This window comes from Myxococcus sp. CA056, assembly GCF_013336715.1.
Lineage (GTDB): Bacteria > Myxococcota > Myxococcia > Myxococcales > Myxococcaceae > Myxococcus > Myxococcus llanfairpwllgwyngyllgogerychwyrndrobwllllantysiliogogogochensis.
On the sequence record NZ_JABUMT010000008.1, the window covers coordinates 29,285 to 46,297 of the forward strand.

Annotated in this window: 13 protein-coding genes; 4 read left to right on the forward strand and 9 right to left on the reverse strand. The window is 69.4% G+C overall.

Annotated elements, in window-relative coordinates; translation table 11 throughout:
• Positions 1-39: 39 nt before the first annotated feature.
• Positions 40-1,059 (forward strand): DUF4105 domain-containing protein, encoded by a 1,020-nt coding sequence (locus HUA76_RS28015; protein ID WP_174459230.1) that lies wholly within the window; start codon positions 40-42, stop codon positions 1,057-1,059.
• On the opposite strand, the gene HUA76_RS28020 is transcribed toward HUA76_RS28015, so the two are convergent.
• From HUA76_RS28020 to HUA76_RS28030, 3 genes are all read right to left on the reverse strand, one after another.
• Positions 1,048-1,794: a hypothetical protein gene (locus tag HUA76_RS28020; protein WP_174462576.1), complete on the reverse strand. Its 747-nt coding sequence runs from the start codon at positions 1,792-1,794 to the stop codon at positions 1,048-1,050. The genes HUA76_RS28015 and HUA76_RS28020 overlap by 12 nt on opposite strands.
• A gap of 74 nt (positions 1,795-1,868) precedes the next feature.
• Positions 1,869-2,825 carry a ketopantoate reductase family protein gene (locus tag HUA76_RS28025; protein ID WP_141644141.1) on the reverse strand — a complete coding sequence of 319 codons (957 nt, stop codon included), beginning with the start codon at positions 2,823-2,825 and terminating at the stop codon, positions 1,869-1,871.
• A gap of 73 nt (positions 2,826-2,898) precedes the next feature.
• Entirely contained in the window at positions 2,899-4,206 is a 1,308-nt protein-coding gene (locus HUA76_RS28030) for a styrene monooxygenase/indole monooxygenase family protein (protein WP_174462577.1), read from the reverse strand.
• A gap of 239 nt (positions 4,207-4,445) precedes the next feature.
• On the opposite strand from HUA76_RS28030, the gene HUA76_RS28035 reads away from it, so the two are divergent.
• A complete protein-coding gene (locus tag HUA76_RS28035; protein WP_174459227.1) occupies positions 4,446-5,447 on the forward strand; it encodes a hypothetical protein in 1,002 nt (333 codons plus the stop codon).
• A gap of 7 nt (positions 5,448-5,454) precedes the next feature.
• On the opposite strand, the gene HUA76_RS28040 is transcribed toward HUA76_RS28035, so the two are convergent.
• From HUA76_RS28040 to dacB, 3 genes are all read right to left on the reverse strand, one after another.
• A complete protein-coding gene (locus HUA76_RS28040; protein ID WP_174462692.1) occupies positions 5,455-6,546 on the reverse strand; it encodes an alanine racemase in 1,092 nt (363 codons plus the stop codon).
• A 140-nt stretch (positions 6,547-6,686) separates the two neighbouring features.
• The gene (locus HUA76_RS28045; protein WP_174462578.1) at positions 6,687-8,864 is read right to left on the reverse strand and encodes a prolyl oligopeptidase family protein; all 2,178 of its coding nucleotides are present in this window, start codon (positions 8,862-8,864) and stop codon (positions 6,687-6,689) included.
• A gap of 163 nt (positions 8,865-9,027) precedes the next feature.
• The gene (gene dacB, locus HUA76_RS28050; protein ID WP_174462579.1) at positions 9,028-10,515 is read right to left on the reverse strand and encodes a D-alanyl-D-alanine carboxypeptidase/D-alanyl-D-alanine-endopeptidase; all 1,488 of its coding nucleotides are present in this window, start codon (positions 10,513-10,515) and stop codon (positions 9,028-9,030) included.
• Positions 10,516-10,747: 232 nt separating this feature from the next.
• On the opposite strand from dacB, the gene HUA76_RS28055 reads away from it, so the two are divergent.
• Positions 10,748-11,689, forward strand: coding sequence for an SH3 domain-containing protein (locus HUA76_RS28055; RefSeq protein ID WP_174462580.1), 942 nt, complete (start codon positions 10,748-10,750; stop codon positions 11,687-11,689).
• 42 nt (positions 11,690-11,731) lie between these two features.
• Here the strand turns inward: HUA76_RS28055 and HUA76_RS28060 are convergent, their stop codons facing one another.
• The 3 genes from HUA76_RS28060 to HUA76_RS28070 all read right to left on the reverse strand — a co-directional run bounded on the left by HUA76_RS28060 (position 11,732) and on the right by HUA76_RS28070 (position 15,575).
• A complete protein-coding gene (locus HUA76_RS28060) occupies positions 11,732-13,855 on the reverse strand; it encodes a hypothetical protein (protein WP_174462581.1) in 2,124 nt (707 codons plus the stop codon).
• A gap of 200 nt (positions 13,856-14,055) precedes the next feature.
• Entirely contained in the window at positions 14,056-14,556 is a 501-nt protein-coding gene (locus tag HUA76_RS28065; RefSeq protein ID WP_174462582.1) for a hypothetical protein, read from the reverse strand.
• Between the two features lie 305 nt (positions 14,557-14,861).
• Positions 14,862-15,575 carry a hypothetical protein gene (locus tag HUA76_RS28070; protein ID WP_174462583.1) on the reverse strand — a complete coding sequence of 238 codons (714 nt, stop codon included), beginning with the start codon at positions 15,573-15,575 and terminating at the stop codon, positions 14,862-14,864.
• Positions 15,576-15,727: 152 nt separating this feature from the next.
• Here HUA76_RS28070 and HUA76_RS28075 point away from each other — a divergent pair, with 152 nt between their 5' ends.
• On the forward strand, positions 15,728-16,978 hold the full coding sequence (locus HUA76_RS28075; RefSeq protein WP_217440324.1) for a hypothetical protein: 1,251 nt from the start codon (positions 15,728-15,730) through the stop codon (positions 16,976-16,978).
• Positions 16,979-17,013 lie beyond the last annotated feature (35 nt).

The window sequence follows — 17,013 nt, forward strand, 5'->3', positions numbered from 1 at the left end:
CTTGGCGAGCGGCCCGGGGGCGCGGAATACTGGGCGGATATGCGACTGCCCGCCCTCGTCCCCAACGTCCTGACCGCCCTGGTGCTTTTCGGGGGGACCGCCTGGGTCGGGCTCGCGCTCGCCTTGACAGGGGCGGGGCCCGAAGGGGCGCACCTCCTCAGGGCATTGGGTGCCCTGGTCGTGGCGGGCCTGGCCCTCGTCGTGTGGCGGCGGTTCGGCTCGCGGTCGGGCGCGGTGGCGGTGGTGCTCGCGGCGTGTGGGGGGCTTCACGTCTGGGCCTGGTCCCAGGCGCCGTCGACCGAGCGCGACTGGGCGCCGGACCTGGCACGGATGGCTCGCGCGGACGTAGAGGGCTCGCGGGTGACGATTCACGACGTGCGCGACTTCCGCTACCGGAGCACGACGGACTGGGATGCGTCCTGGTACTCGGCCACGTATGACGCGCGCGAGCTGACGGGGGCGTGGTTCATCGTGGAGCCGTTCTCCGGCTTCTTCGGCGCCGCGCACACCATGGTGAGCTTCGGCTTCTCGGATGGGCGCTACCTCGTCTTCTCCGTGGAGATTCGTCGCGAGAAGGGGGAGACGTTCTCCGCCGTGGGAGGGCTGTTCCGCCAGTTCGAGCTCGTCTACGTCGTGGGCGACGAGCGGGACCTGGTGCAACTGCGCTCCAACCACCGACATGACGACGTGTACCTCTACCCGGTGAACGCGTCGAAGGAGCGCATCTCCGACTTCTTCCTCGACATGGTGGCCCGGATGAACGCGCTGCACGCGAAGCCGGAGTTCTACAACTCGCTCTCCAACAACTGCACCACCAACCTGGTGCACCACTTCGAGAAGGTGAGCGCGGTGAAGGTGCCCTATGATCACCGCACGCTGCTGCCGGCCTTCTCCGACGCGCTGGCGTACGAGCTGGGGCTCATCGAGACGGACGCGCCGCTGGAAGTGGTGCGCGCGCGGCACCTCATCAACCCGCGCGCGCTGGCGGCGGCGAACCAGCCGGACTTCTCGCGGCGCATCCGTGAGACGCAAGCGCGCGCGGCCGACTCAGCTCCCTGACGCCGCTTTCAAGACGGGGGCCGGCCCGGCCTCCAGGTGGCGGACGTAGTGCGCCTCCAGCGTGGAGAAGTAGCCGCGCTCCTCCCACAGCAGGGCGAGCAGCCGGTCCGCCAGCGACTTCACCTCCGCGCTCTCGCCCGGCTCGGGCGCGCGGGGGCCCACGTTCCTGGGATTGAGGAACACCCGCGTGGCCTCCGCCACCAGCAGCCGGCTGCTCGCGAAGAGGCGCCGCAGGGCCTGATTGACGGGCCTTGCATCCACCTCCGCGCAGGCCGCGACGATGGCCGCGTGGATGGCTTGAGGCTTGTCGCCCTGCAGGCTCAGCGCATCCAGGTCTCCGCGCTCCAGCGCGTGGTGGAGCAGGTAGCCGTGGTGCAGGGACACGGAGGCCACGTCCACGCAGTCCTTCACCCACAGGACGAAGAAGACCTTCCGGAAGAGCTTCTTCACCGGAAGCAGCATCATCCCCTTGAGGTAGCTGGCCAACCGCCCGCCCAGCGTGCGGCCCAGACTGGAGCCCGCGAGCGCCTCCACGGCCTGGTTCGGCGCGCGCAGCCCGCGCTCCTCCAACAGCGAGCGGACCAACTGCTCGCGCACCTGGAAGAGGGCGTAGTCATCCAGGAAGGGGACGGGGATGAGGGGCGTCAGCCCGGAGGCGACGGCATGCAGCGCCACGCGCCCCAGGGGCGGAGACGACGGAGGGCTCGGCGTGGGGCGGGGGCTCGGCTCGCTCATCACTCATCTCTATGCGAAATCCGGCGGACGATTGCGTCAGGCCGTCGGCCCGCTCGGTGGGTGGACGGACAGGCTCAGCCCTGACGCGCGCCGCGCACGTGGGGCATCAGCACGGAGTACAGGGTGCTCATGACGGGCGTGGGGACGCCGAGCGCATGGCCGCGCCGGGCCACCGTGCCCTGGAGGTATTCGACCTCCAGCGGCTTGCCCGCGTCGAAGTCCACCATCATCGACGGGCGGATCTCCGGGGCCATCGCCTCCATGAAGCGCATCACGTCGTCGGGACGCGTGGTGGTGGAGACGCCCTCCGCGGCGGCGACGCGGAGCACCTCGGCGGCGGCCTCGCGGAACATCTCCCGGAAGAAGGGGACCTCTCTCAAGGGGCCAATCGAGGAGCGCGCGGCGGTACAGAAGCCGGACATGGCGGCGAGGAAGGCGAGCTTCTCCCAGAGGGGCGCGCGGATGTCGGCCACCGCCTCCGCGTTGAGGCCCGCCTGGGCGAGCACGTCCCGAAGCGCCTGGACGCGCGGGGAGACGCGTGAGATGTCACCGAAGGCCTCGCCCAGCACCACCCGGTGCAGCGTGCCCGCCTGACGGATGACGCCCGGCTCGGTGATGGCGGTGGAGATGTACGTCGTCCCTCCGATGACCGCGGCCTCGCCCACTGCGGCGGCCACCTCCGAGGGGCTGTCCACGCCGTTCTGGAGCGTGACGACCACCGTGCCGGGAGCGCCGTGCGAGGGCTGCTCCTTCGAGGCGAGCAGCGTCTTCACCTGGGCGAGCACGCTGGCGACGTCGTAGTTCTTCACCGCGAGCACCACCACGTCCACCGGCCCCAGCCGCGCGGCGTCCTCTTCGGCGCGGACGGGGACGGTGAAGTCCCCCTCCTGACTGAGGATGGTGAGGCCCCGCTCCCGCATGGCGCGCAGGTGCGAGCCTCGGGCGAGGAAGCCCACGTCGTGCCCCGCGCGCACCAACCTCGCGCCGTAATAGCCGCCCACTCCACCCGAACCGACGATGCCAAATCGCATGGCTCGCGAGGATAGCGAAGCGCCGCCGCTCCCGCAGGAGCGTTTCGACGGCGCCTCGCCCGGACTTCGAGTCTCAGCCGGCGAGAGGCCGGATTCTGGCTCCGGTGTCCCAGCCCAGGGCCCCGGACGCGGCCAGCACGTCCGCGCTCGGCGTTCCCGCGTGGGCGATGAACTCCGCGGAGGCGTCGGGCGAGGCACAGGCGGAGAGGATGCGCTCGGGAATCATGAAGGCGCTGACGATGGCGTCGGCCACCCGGTTGTCCCGGCTGCCGGCGACCAGCAGGTCGACGACGTGCGGCGGAGGCGGTTGGAGCAGCGCGTTCGTCCAGTCGGTCGCCGGGGCGACGGCGGTCCACATCCGCGCCTCCGTGTCGCGGCAGAACGTCTCGTCGAAGGGGCGCTCGGACAGGAGCGCGTCCTGGATGGCGATGGCCAGCGTGAAGGCGGAGGCCGACGCGGCGTTGGCGCCCTGGCCCGCGACGGGGTCGTTCGTCACGTGGGTGTCGCCCACCGCCATGACGAAGCGGCCCTCGCCCACCTGGGCCCAGGCGCGGCGCACCACGGGCGTGAAGCCTCCCTGGAGGAAGTCCAGCGGACCTCGGACGCCGAACTCCGTCGGGTCGATGCGCTCGTAGGTGGCGGGCGCGTGGCGGCGCATGAGGTCCAGCAGCATCGCGTCGAAGGCGGCCGGGTCGTCGTCGCGCTTGAGGGAAATCATCGACGCCAGCTCGCTTCCGGGCACCGCCTCGATGAGCGTGCTGGGGACGCGGCCGTGGCGGGTGATCATCTGCGATTCGAAGACCTCGCCCTGGCCCGGCACCAGGTTGACGTGCATGCCGAAGGGCTCCGGCATCCGCAGGCCCTTGAGGATCGCCGCGAACAGCACGCGAGGAGGCCGGGTATGCGGCGACAGCTCCGGCACGCGCGGAAACAGCGCGTTGAGCCCATTGCGCCCGGAGGCCACCACCACCAGCGCATGGCGCCGCGTCAGGCCCTCCAGCGCGACGTTGTCCACCGGCGCGACCTCCAGCCGCCCTCCGCGCTCCACGAAGGCCTCCGCGAGCCGGGGCTGATAGAGGCGATAGTCCACGCAGAGGCTCGGCTCGAGGACGCGCCCCTTCACGCTGAACGGATGCGGCCCGTGGACGTGGATGGCGCAGCGGTTCATCGCCAGCTCCGGCGCGCCCCAGAAGTCCACCCACAGCTCCCGCTCCCGTGCGCGAGTGGGCGCATGGTGAGTCACCGTGTTCAGAAGTCGGCCTGCGCGAAGGGCGTCTGGCTCCTGCTCCGCGTAGAGCGTGACGGGAATGCCCTGCGAGAGAAGCTTCAGACCCAGGTGCAGTCCGGCAGTGCCGGCGCCGACGATACCGATGCTCGCCATCTGTCTCTCCTTCACTTTTCCCGACTTGAAAGACTTTGCGTCGGGACGGCCCCTCAGGGGATGTGGGGTTCCCCGGGTGTTCCGGGGTGCGCAGGGCTCCATATCACAATGTGAATGGAGTTCTTTAGACTGGTCATACCCCGAGTCTCAGGAACATGGGGGTCCCCGGGCACCCGTTCGCGAGTGGACCGTTGGGTTCCAGGTTGGGGCCAGACAGTCAGCGGCCCTACAGTCGAGGGATGAGCGCGGCCCTCGACGTGGTGCTGGAAGTGGGCGACGTCACCGAGATGACGGCGGATGTCGCCTTGTTCAAATATGCACAAAAGCTGTACGGCGCGGCTGGCGAGGCGTCACGGCGGCTGGAGGCCGTGGGCGTGCCGCCGGTGCAGGTCGCGGTGCAGCCGGGCGAATTCCGCTTCGTGGAGACGCTGGGCGCGCTGGCCGCGCCGCTGGCGCTCTTCATGGGCACGGTGCGGCTGGGCGAGTTCGGCTACCACGAGATTCGCCAGTTCGCGTTGCGCGCGCTGAAGGCGCTGGAGGCGCACGCCTCGGTGAAACACGTGGCGGGCACGGTGCACGGCCCCAACTACGGGCTCGACGAGGATGAGGCGGTGCTGGCCTTCGTGGGCGGACTCATCGAGGCCTTCCAGCGCGGCACGGGCCCCAAGGGGTTGGAGCGCTTCACGGTGGTGGAGCTGGACATGCGCCGTGCCCTGCGGCTGCGCAAGGCGCTGGAGCGGGGCCTGGGTGGAACGCCGGGCGTGGAGACGCTGCCAGGGGGAGGTTTCCGGGTGCGGCGCAGCAGCGCGTTCGTGCAGGCGCCGTCCATGGCCAGCGCGGGCACGGTGTCCATGGGAAAGCCTCACGCCTTCGTGGCGATGCCCTTCACGCCCGAGTTGGAGGACACGTACCACTACGGCATCCAGGGGCCCGTGAAGGCGGCGGGTCTGCTGTGCGAGCGCGTGGACCAGGCCGTGTTCGACGGGCCCATCATCCAGCGAATCAAGGAGCGCATCGACACGGCGAAGGTCGTCATCGCCGACCTGTCGCTGGCCAACCCCAACGTGTACCTGGAGGTCGGCTACGCGTGGGGCAAGGGGCGGCCCACGCTGCTCCTGGTCCGCGACGTGAAGGAGCTGCGCTTCGACGTCGCGTCCTACCGGTGCATCGTCTATCGCAACATCCGCGAGCTGGAGTCGGTGCTCTCGCGCGAGCTGGAGCGGCTCGACAAGCTGGTGTGAGCGGGAGCTACCAGCCGCGCGCTGCGACGGCCCACGTGGCCGTCACGGTGTCGCCGCGCAGCACGTGGAGCCGCTCGTGCAGGTTGACGGCGGCGCAGACGTGGTTGGGGACGACGCGCAGGCGGTCCCCCACGCGGGGGCGCCAGGACGTGCCCGAGACGTCGAGCAGGCCGTGTTCCTCGGAGACGCTCCGGACGACGAGCTCGGGCCTGTCCAGCAGCGCGCCATAGCCACCCGTCGGGGCGAGCCCTTCCTCCTTGGCCAGGGCCTTGGAGCCCGCGTCGACCACCACCTGGCCGGGGACGGCGGTGCTCACCACGGTGGTCAGGACGGAGAACGCGCACTCGTTCCAGGCACAGGCGTTGAGCGCGGCGGTGTTGCGGTCATTCAGCACGTTGATGCCGGGGCGGATCTCCGTCAGGCCTTCCACTTCGTGCGAGCGCCACAGCATGGGCGTGGAGCCTCCGCTGACGACGTCGGGGCGGAGTCCCTCGGAGGCGAGCGCGTCCACGAATTCGCGCACGCGCGCTCCCTGGTTCTTCAACGCGGCCTCCTGCTGCTCCACCGGCACGCGCACGTGGCCTGGATAGAAGATGATGCCTCGGTACGTCACGCCGGACGTGGCGGCGACCGCGCGGGCCAGGGCCATGGCATCGGCCGGGGTCTGCACGCCCACGCGGCGCATGCCCAGGTCCAGCTCCACCAGCACCCCCACGGTGCGCCCCGCGTCCCGGGCCGCGTGGCCCAGTCCCTCCAGCGCCTCCACCGAGTCGAGCGCCACCGTGAGCCGCGTGCGCCGGGGCAGGGCCATCAGCTGCGCGAGTCGGCTTGGGCCCACGGGTGGGTAGGCCAGCAGCACGTCGTCGCAGACGGTGGCCATGACCGCGGCCTCGCGCGGCGTGGCGACGGTGGCGCCCATGGCCCCGGCGGCGAGCTGGAGCGCGGTGAGCTCCGCGGTCTTGTGCGTCTTCGTGTGGGGGCGCCAGTGCAGGCGGTGCTCCCGCGTGTACGCGGCCACGCGCGCGAGGTTGGCTTCCACGCGGTCCAGGTCCACGAGGGCGGCGGGAGTCGTGAGCGCTTCGAGCGGGAGCAGGTCCATGCGGCGCAATCTGGCACCGCGCGCGCTGGCGCTCCAGGTGTCCGTGGCCAGCGCGTGCCCTTCACCTGACACGACGAGGCCCACCTCGGGCCCGGAGCGGTTCCTCCGGGGCCAGGGCGGGCCTCGCCAACGTCAGCGTGTTACTGCGGCTTGGGGGCCGCGACCTTCTTCGCCGGAGGCAGGTACTTCACGCCGAGCTGGCTGAAGATGAACGAGTACGCGTCCACCTCCTCCTCGATGCGGGCGTTGAGCGGGGTGCCGGAGCCGTGGCCCGTCTCGGCGTCGGCGCGCAGCAGGATGGGGCTCTTGGCCGCCGTGGCCGTCTGCATCCGGGCCACCATCTTCCGCGAGTGGAACGGGTCCACGCGCGGGTCATTGGCGCCGGAGGTGAACAGCACGGGCGGGTACTTCGTGCCGTCCTTCACGTTGTGGACGGGCGAGTAGGCCAGCAGCGCCTTGAACTGCTCGGGGTCCTTCACCGTGCCGTACTCGGTGACGTTGAACTGGCCGTTGGACGTGCGCTCCGAGCGCAGCATGTCGTAGAGGCCCACGCGGGCCACCACGGCGCCGTACGCCTCCGGGTGCTGGGTGACGACGGCGCCCATCAGCAGGCCGCCGTTGCTGCCGCCCTGGATGGCCAGCTTCTTGGGCTGCGTGTACTTCTGGTCCACCAGCAGCTTCGCGCAGGCATAGAAGTCGTCGAAGACGTTCTGCTTCTTCGTCAGCGAGCCCTCGGCGTGCCACTTCTCGCCGAACTCCGAGCCGCCGCGCAGGTTGGCGATGGCGTAGACGCCGCCCTGCTCCAGCCACAGGCCCGCCAGCGGGCTGAAGCCCGGGCTGATGGAGATGTTGAAGCCGCCGTAGCCGGTGAGCAGCGTCGGGTTGGTGCCGTTGAGCTTCGTGCCCTTCTTCTTGAGGATGGTGAGCGGAACCTTGGTGCCGTCCTTCGACGTGGCCTCGGTGCGCACCACCTCCACGTCGCTCACGTCCATCGGCGAGGTCTTGGCCAGGGCCGTCTTGGTCACCTTGCCGTCCGCGGGCGTGAAGCGGTACCAGGCCTGCGGCTGCACGAAGCTGGAGTTGCTGAAGTAGATGTCCTCGCCGCCCGCGCTCACCAGTCCGCCCACCGACGATACCGGCGGGGTGGGGACCAGGCCCAGGTCCTTGCCCTTCAGGTCCACCATGCGCAGCTGCGACGGGCCGCCGAGCTGCTCGCTCACGTACAGGCGCGACTTCGTCGGGAAGAAGCCCTGGACGCTGGCCTCGCCCTCGGGCAGCAGCACCGTGGCCTTGTCCAGCGTCGGGGTGGCCAGGGCCAGGCGCAGCACCTTGCCGCGCGGCGCGTCCTGCCGGCTGAGCAGGTAGAGGGCGCCGTCATGGCCAAAGCGGGCGCGGATGACCTTGTCCGCGAACTTCGTCACCTGCGTCCACTTCCCGTCGGGGCCGTGGAGGTACAGCATGAACTCGCCGCCGTCGCCGTTGGCGACCATCGCCTTGATGTACTTGCCGTCGGGCGACGTCTCCAGCTCCGTCATGGCGATGCGTGGGAAGTCCTTGCCCAGCGCGTACGTGTCCTTCTCCGTGGGCGTGCCCAGCTTGTGGAAGTACACCTGCTGGAAGAAGTCCCGGTCCTCCGCCGGGCGCTCCTCGCCGCGCGGATAACGCGTGTAGAAGTAGCCCGTTCCGTCCGCGTTCCACGCGAGGCCACCGCCCGCCGTGCCGCCGTTCACGCGAGGGACGACCTCGTTCGGCAGCGGCTTGCCCGTGGCCACGTCATAGACGGAGACGTCGCCGCTCTCCGTGCCGTTCTTCGACAGCGACACCGCCAGCTTCTTGCCGTCCAGCGTGGGCTCGATGAAGTCGATGGTGGTGTGGCCCGACGGGTCGATGACCATGGGGTCCAGCAGCGAGCGCTCCTTCGACGTGTCGTCAGCGGAGCCAATCACCACCACGTACGGCTGTTGCCGGGGCGGCTGATACTTGATGCCGATGAGGGTGCCATTGGCCTCCGTCAAACCCGCGTAGCCCGGGGACTTCCAGGACAGCAGCTCGGCGACGCGCTGACGGATGCCCTCGCGGCCGGGCAGCCTGTCCAGGATGGCCCGCGTGTGGGCGTTCTGGGCGTCGTTCCACTGCTTCACCTTCGCGTCATCGGTGGCCTCCAGCCACTGGTAGGCGTCCTTCACCTCCGTGCCGTGGTAGGTGTCGACGACCTCCTTCTTCTCCGTGACGGGCGGCTTGGACGCGCCCTTGCCTGCGGCCGGGGACGTGAGTGGCAGCAGCAGTGCCGCCGCGGCCAGTGCGGTTGTCAGCTTCATGTTCACCTCGGGGATAGGGAAAGGCGGACGCAGCCTGCCACGTCCTATCCTCTGGGGCGTCGGTTCCCGACAGGGGAATGTCGCCGCGGGGCCCGTGTTCCCTCGGGTTGCTTCCAGGCGTGCGCTGCGTCAAAGCCGCTGGGGAATTCGAGGACGCCCGTCGTCACGGGGCGCGCAGGGGAAGCTCGACCAGGGCGGCGGCGAAGCGGTCGAAGGCCTCGTTGGCGGGGAGGGCGGTGGTTTCGTCCATGTTGCCGAGCATCAGCGCGAAGACGACGCGGGGGTGCTCGGCGTCACCGGGCCGGTCCACCACGCCCGCGAAGCACTTCTGTCCGGAGAGCGTGCCCGTCTTGGCGCGGATGCGGCCCGCGGTGATGGCGGTGACGGGGCGGGTGGCCAGCGTGCCGTCCACGCCGGCCACGGGCAGGCTGTCCACCAGCGCGGCGCCGTAGGGCTCTCGCAGGCTGGTGAAGAGCACGCGCGCCAGGCCTCGCGCGGTGGCCAGGTTGTAGCGGGACAGGCCGCTGCCATCGACGGGGCGCAGGTCTCGGGCGGGGATGCCGCGACGGGTGAGCTCCTCGGCCAACGCGGTGCGCAGCGTGGCGTAGCCCTCCGTGCCGCTGCGCTCGCGCGCGAAGCGCAGGCCCAGTCGCTCCGCGTAGAGGTTGAGGGACTCCTTGTTGGTGGCCTTCACCAGCTCCGACAGGGGCGGGCTGACCAGGGTGACGAGCGGCTCCGGCACGGGCGGGCGCAGGGGGCCGGGAGCCTCCAGGGTGGCGGGCAGGCGGGGCACGCCGCGCTTGAGCAGGGCTTCCTCCACGCAGGCGGAGAAGAGGACCTGGGGCTCGTCCACGGAGAGCTTCACCGCGGCGGAGCGGGGGCACTGGTTGACGGGGGAGCGCCACACGCAGCGCACGCCCGGGGCACCGCGCTGGCGCGTGCAGGAGAGGTTCGCGCGCTCCGCGTTCGGGTCCACGCGGACGATGGCGGAGAGCGTGGCGAAGGCCGGGGTGAGCTGCACGGTGGGAGGCAGCGCGCAGTCGGCGCCGTCCGCGCGGGACAGCGCGAGGTCCACGACGTTCTCCCGGAAGACGAAGGGCGTGGGGGCGGCGCTATAGGCATAGGCGGCGTCATCCCAGGCCCAGCCCGGGCCGAAGGCGGCCTCCACGTCGTCGGTGCCTCGCACGCGCACCTGTCCGCGCCACTGCTGGACGCCGCGCGCCTGGAGCGCGTCCGCGACCTGCTCGCAGGCGAGCGCCGTCTCCGGAAAACGCCACGAGCCCAGCGACGGGTCCCCCGATGGGTCCACCACGAGGTCGCCAAGGTACAGCCCGTTCGTCAGCGTGCCCTCCAGCGTCACCGGCGTGTGGAAGCGGAAGTCCGGCCCGAGCGCGGAGAGCACCGACGCGGTGGAGACGACCTTCATCGTGGACGCGGGCAGCAACCGGACGTGCTCCCGGTGCGCGAACAGTGGCTCGCCGGTTCGCGCGTCCAGCACGAAGGCGCTCGCGAGCGCGCCCTCGTCCTCCAGGGTGGCGAAGAGGCTGCTCGCCACCGAGCCCACGGTGCGAGCTTCGGGGCGCCGCGCATGGTGGCAGCCGGCGAGCATCGAGGTGGCCAGCAGCAGGGAGAGGGGCAGGGCTTGGCTCATCACGCGCGCCACGCTAACCCTGACGGCAGTGGGTGTCATGCGGCGAGGTGCGGGGGAGGGTGAGCCGTACCAACCCGGCCGTCCGGTATGCGACCCGGCTGTCCTCCCTTCGTGTGACTCGGCTCATCGTGTCACCGGGGCCGCATGAGAGGAATTGGGTGCGGGGCCTTGCTTCGGGGGGAGGGGGTGTTGGAGAAAGGGCGCGGGTTGTTCCCACCAGGGATGGTTCCGCATGTTTCCCGGCTTGTGGCTGTCGTTGCTCCTGACGCAGACGTCCGCGCCCTCGCTCCACTTCAGCGCCGAAAAGGTGAAGGAGGGGCAGCAGCGCACGCCGGAGCAATTCGCCTTCACGACCTGGGAGCCGTCCTGCGAACTGGAGACATTGTTCGTGGGGGTGGATGAGGCGAACCTCCGGAAGGAGCCCTCGACGGAGGCGGCGGTGGTCGCCGTGTTGCCCCTGGGCGCGGCCGTGCGAGTGCAGGAGCGTGGCACGGCGCGTCTGAAGGTGGGGGAGTACGTCAACCACTGGTACTCGGTGGAGCATGTGGACACGAAGGGCACCGCGGAGAAGGCGGACGACGCGGTCTTGCGGGGCTGGCTCTTCGGCAACACGCTGACGCCCTTCCGGTTCGAGGAGGACTTCGACGGGGACGGAGAGAAGGAGGTCGCCACGGTGGTGATGAGTGGGGACTTCAAGATTCGCGTCCGGGTCCTGGAGCCGAAGCTGAAGCCTCCCTTCCGAGTCAGCAGCGTGGACGCCAAACCCGCGGGGGAGAACTGGCGCCAGGTCAGTGGCGGACCGGCGGCGGTGACACTCGTTCCCTCGAAGACCGCGGGAGTCGTCCTGCTGCGGGTGGACTCCACCCCCGAGGAGTGTGGCGACTACAGCACCACGTACGTGAGCTACACCGTGCCAGGGAACAAGAAGGGTGTCCTGGGCACGGCGAAGCTGGCGCTGTCGCTGGAGGGCGTGTCGGAGGCTCCCGGTGTCTCCCGATACGAGGTCTCCTTCCAGGCGCGGAAGAAGGAACTCACGATGGTGAGGACCGATGAGCAGGAGGATGAGTCCGGCAATGTGCTGACGACGAAGGCCCAGACGCGCTACCAGCTCAAGGACGGCGTCTACTCAGAACTGACGCCGGCGGGCTCCTCCGTCGCGGAGTCGAAGCCCTGACGGACGACGAGTCCCTGTCAAGAAGGGACTCGTCGCCGAGCGTCAGTGCGTCGCGGGGACTGGACTCAGGGGCGTGAAGCCCAGCTCGTAGCCGATGTCCACGTTGGAGATAACCAACGGACACCAGAAATTCGGGTGGGTGAGCCGGGCCTTCCAGCAGAGCTGAGAACCTCCGGACGGCGGAAGGCTCATCACGGCTTCGTTCTGTCCGGGCTCGAAGGGTACGTTCAACCAGGTGGGCGCGGGATTCGTCTGGCAGCTCCCATTCGCGCACACGTTGCAGTCCGAGGCGACGGCGTACGTGATGCCGAAGGTGCTCGCTGATTGCTGGCAGTCTATGGGAGCCCAGTCGGTCTTGCGAACGCGCAGGCGGGAGATGGCGCACTGGCCATCCAGGACGGGGCTGATGACGTTGGAGCGGACGTTGCCCGGCACGCGGGTGGCCTGAAGGAGGAGCACCACGTTCGTGAAGTCCCGCTCGCCTCCTCCGTTGAGGTCCTCGATGCCGAGGATCCAGCTGCCCGGGCTCGTGGTCACCGCTTGCACCTGGAAGTGCGGCATGTTGCCGTTGCTGACCCTGGGCACCCAGCTTCGCGCCTTCGGCAGGACGATGTTTCCATAGGCGGGCGTCCCGAGCAGGTCGTGGGAGGTATACTGGAGCCAACCACAGAGCGGCTGGCTGGTGGAGGCATCGGGGCAGGTGTAGTCCATGGGCCTGATGGGATTGCAGCGCGGGTCACGCGCACAACCCAGGTTGTACTGGGCCACCGGAGAGGTTCCGCGGGCATCCTGATCCAGGTTCCAACCCGGCTTCGAGAAGAAGACGGACGTGGAGGTCTTCAGGTGCAGGCTGCACCGGCCATCTATCGCCTTCATCAGGCAGGGATACACCGTGCCGTCACCGTTCGGGTCGTGGGTGGCGTCGTAATAGGTGACGAGGAAGAAGACGATCTCCCGTCCCGCCTGGATGCGCCCCAGCTTCACGGTGCGGTCGGCCGGAGTGATGCCAGGGTCCGGGTTGATGGTCCGAAGCACTCCGTCCGGCGTGTACGCGGAGGTGTCGTAGTCGGGAAGGCCGTCCTCGAAGGACTCGCTCCGGTCTTGGACCGGGCCCAGTTGCTTGAAGGTGGTCCTGTTGGGGTCGTCGTCAGTCAACAGGAAGGCCAGATGCCCGAGTCCCATGTTGCCATTCGCGGGTGCCGCGGGCTCGAGCAGATTGGGGATGCGCGCAAAGAGGCCTCCGTCCGAGAAACCGGTGGCTGGAGTCTGCGCGACAGCGAGTGCGCCGACGACATCCACGGGGATGAGGTTGTTTGTCTGTCCCGGTCGGGCGTCCGCGAGCAGGACATCGGGCGAGAAGACCGGGTTGCAGGTTCTGTCCATCGCCAGTTCCGGCTGGCTGAGGAAGCCATTGACCGAGAGGAAGGGCCGGGAGCAGCGGCGAGTCGTGCCGATGTAGGGCCGCCATGCCTGGAAGCCGGACGGAGGCGCGAGGTTGTAGATGTCCTCGTGGAGGTCGGTGATGCCGTTGTTGTTGGCGTCGCTCAGGAAGTCGTCGGAGGAGTCATCGGGGGTCCAGTGGGTGTCGACATAGCCGCGCGCGATGAGGTCGTCGTAGTACATCCAGCCCAGTGAATGGGATGCCACGGCGTCGGTGCTCAGGAAGGACAGGGACAGCTCGACGTCCGAGGCGAACATCATTCTTTCGCCGCCGAAGACGGAGAGGAGCGGCTCCGGATAATTCAGCGCCGAGTTCGATAGGAGGGACACGTTGTCGAGAGACTGGAACTGGCCTTCCGCGAAAGGGGGCTGGTGGTCGTCGTTGAGGGTGGGGCCCACATGGAAGGAGAAGTCCACTTCGGAGGAGAGGCCCTGTGCGTTGGTGACGGTGACCTTCACGGGGGCGCTGCCGGGGATGATGCAGTCCGGGGCGGTCCAGGTGATTTCGCTGCTGTCCTCGCCGTTCAGCTGGGTGCTCAGCTCTCCCATGGTGGCGGTCCAGGTGAAGTTGATTCGACCGCCCTGGGGATCACGTGCCCTCACCACCAACCGCGCGGTGCCGCGCGAGGGCACGACGGACTGGGACTGGCTGCTCCCGAGAATCAGGGGCGGTGGTGGTGTCCTCGCGGCGGCTGCCCGGGTGCCCGTGGCCAGCAGTGCCAGCATGACGACGAAAGCCAGGCTTCGTGGAACTGGAGTTGGAATCAATGACAAGACAATCCCCCTCGGATTGACGGTTGATGGATGCTGCCCCCGTGCTGAATCCAGCCTTCCGAGGGCGCGCTCATGGACGCCGGAGCGTGCACCGACTGACGGTGCGCGCTCACGCCGCGATGCCACGCTTTCTCCGGGGGGTATGGGTCGAATCAGAACCGGCCGACGAGCCCCGCGAAGCCGCCATCCCTCGACGCGCCCACGGTGGGGGCGACCAGGAGCCCCTCGTCTCGCCGCGGACTTCGCGCGGAGAGCCCACCCCCGCTGAATCGGTGCGACAGCTCGTTGAGCAGGAGCGCGCCCACGGTGGGAATCAGCAGGCTGAGCACGATGTGCGTGCCTCCCTCCGTCACAAGCGGTTCGCCCGGCGCGTTGTCCCCCGTCATCAGGGCCACGACCACCGTGCCGAGCCCGCCGCCCAGCACGCTGAGCGCGAAGTCGCCGTTGCTCCCGAGGGCCCGGCCCGTGGCGAAGACCCCGATGCCCGAGCCGCCAGCCATGCCGATGAAGATGGGAACCAGGCTTTGTCCGCAGTGGATGGTGGCGGGGAAGGAGCCGCAGCTCGTGAGCCTGCCCATGGAGAAGAGCCCGCCAATGGTTCCACCCGCGGCGCCGCCCAGAAGCGTCCCCGCGAGTCGGACGCGGGTGTCCATGGGCGTGGAGGCGCCTCGCACGCCGCTCGGGTTGTCTTCATTCGCCGAGGTGAGGGGAGGGGGACTAGGCCTTCCTGGGCGAAGGACGTGAAGGACAGCAACGCGACGACGAACAGCGTTGGGAGACGCGCGGTCATGGCAGACACCCAAAGCTCGTGCGCCCGGCCGGGCACTTCACTTCAGGGTGGGGTGTGGGAATGGCCAGGAATAACATGCGCGAGTGGCCCGAGTCCGCGCATGACTGGCGAGGCCACGATAGCCGAACGCCAGCTGGCCGACGCAAGTGACCGGTGGTCTCAGCCTCGCTAGAACCTGCCAGCGACTCCACCCATCAGCCCGCCGTGAGGCGTCACCCGGAAGGTGAACGCGGGCAGCGGCGCACCCTGGTTGCGTGTCTGGGAAAAGCGAGACACCGCGGGCGGCTCTGAGCGGGAGAGCTCATAACCCAGCATGGCGCCGATGGGAGGAAGGGCGAAGATCGTGATGATTCCGAAGAGGTCGGCCCCATCCCGGGCGAAGAACCCCAGCACGCCCGCGCCCGTGCCCGCCAGTCCGCCCACCAGGGTCGCCACGAGCGAGCCCCGGCCCTTCATCACGCTTCCCGCCGCATAGGTGCCCATCGCCGCGCCCAGGGCCATGCCCGTGAAGCCCGCGATGATAGGGAGGACGCAGTCATCCTCGAGGAGCGAACAGTTGCCTGTGAGGGCTCCCCCGGAGAATGCCAGCAACCCGCCTGCCACCATGCCCAGCCCGCCCGCCGTCGCTTCGATGATGACGCGTGGCACAGCGGGCATCCCCGCCTTCACTGGGGGCAGAGGAGCTTCGGCCCCGGGGCTTCTCGGAGGGACGAAGGGCGCGGGCTCCACGTTATCGGGCGCGGCGATCAACGGCGGGGCCTGGACCGACTCACCCTGAGTCGTGGGCGCCTGAACGTCCTCCTGTTGCGCGAGGACTTCCCGGGGGAGGACGGCACCCAACAGGAGCACGGCGAGCAGGGGCGACACGGCGGCGAGCTTCATGGACGGTACCTTCCTCAATCAGAGGGGTAGGCACCAGCGCACCGGTGTCCCACTCGGGAGAGGACAGCACCAAGAGTGCCTTGACGCAGTAGGAACGATTGCGCTCCAACCCGCGCGTGAATCGCGAGCCCTGGCTTATTCTTCCCACGGAGATGTCCGAGCCCGCGCGCACCCATGTTACGGCCAATGCCCTCCAGGCGTCCGATGCCGAGCGCCAGTTGGAGGGCCGCGCAGAGGTTCTCGCAGCCGCCCGGCGTTCCCACGCGGCGCTGGAGAAGCTGCTGTCGGGCTGGGGATGGCGGCGCGCGCTGACACGAAGCCCTGAGTCGGTGCCTGCGCTCGTGGAAGGGGCGGCTGCGCTGACGGAGGCGCTGGAGCGGGTCCATCGCCGAGCGGAACTGGACGCATGGCCCGCGACGATTCCCGCGCTGCGAATGGCGCGGGAGTTGTCGGCGCGGCGCGAGCGGCTTCTGGCCCTCGCGCGGCGCAGGCTGGAGGCGCTGGGTGTGTCGCCGGGTGATGGGTCTCTCGAAGCGACGTTGACGAGACTGGAGATGCTGGCGCGTCAGTCCGCGAGCTGGGAGCTGGATTCGCGAGAGGTGCTCGTATTCGAGACGGACGCACGCTGGAGTCGCGACCTGGGCGTCACGCGGAAGGACTCGGGCCGCATGGCGACCCTGTTCGGGCCGCACGCATCCTGGCGCGGGTGGGTGCCGGGCTCGGGACAGCTGCGGCTCTCCAATGAGCGGTTGATCTGGCGCTCCGCGTTCGATGAACCTCGAAGCGTGCGGTTGGATGCGCTTCCCGAGGAGGGGCTCCGACTCGACGCGAACACTCGGGAGGCTCGTGCGGGCGGGGATTGGGGAGTCATCGCCCGGCGGAGCGTCGACTCCGTGAGCCTGGCGGCGCTGGTGGAGCTGGTGCGCTGGCCTCGCCTGCGCGACGCGCTCCGTTCTGGCAGGAGACTGGAGGCAAGAGCCCTCTTTCCCGCGAGGCTCGAGGGTGTGCCGGGACACTGTGTCCTCGGCTTCGAGCAACTGTCCTTCATCTCCGCTGGTCAGGGGCCCCAGGCGCTGGGGGCGATAACCGGCGGAGCGGTGTCCCTTCCCGCATTCGATGTCGACCGACTGATGGATCTCCTGCGGTGGCTGCCAGAGGTGGAGTTCGATTCAGCCCTGGCCCGCGTGCTGGCCGCCACCGCCAGCAGGCACTGGGGCCGCGCGGAGGTGGTCCGCCTCGAGCAGGAGTACGTGGGGGGACGACCGATGCCCCTGATAGACTCGCTCCGGTTGGAGTGCGGCGGTGAACGCTTGCTCGGCTTCCCGAAGGATTCCCAGGAGGTGGTGGCGAGTGGGCTCCTGCGAAATTATCCCCGGAGGCAACAGGGGCCCTGGGCCCTGTGATTTCCATCGCCTCGAGCCAGGGACAGCACCAAGAG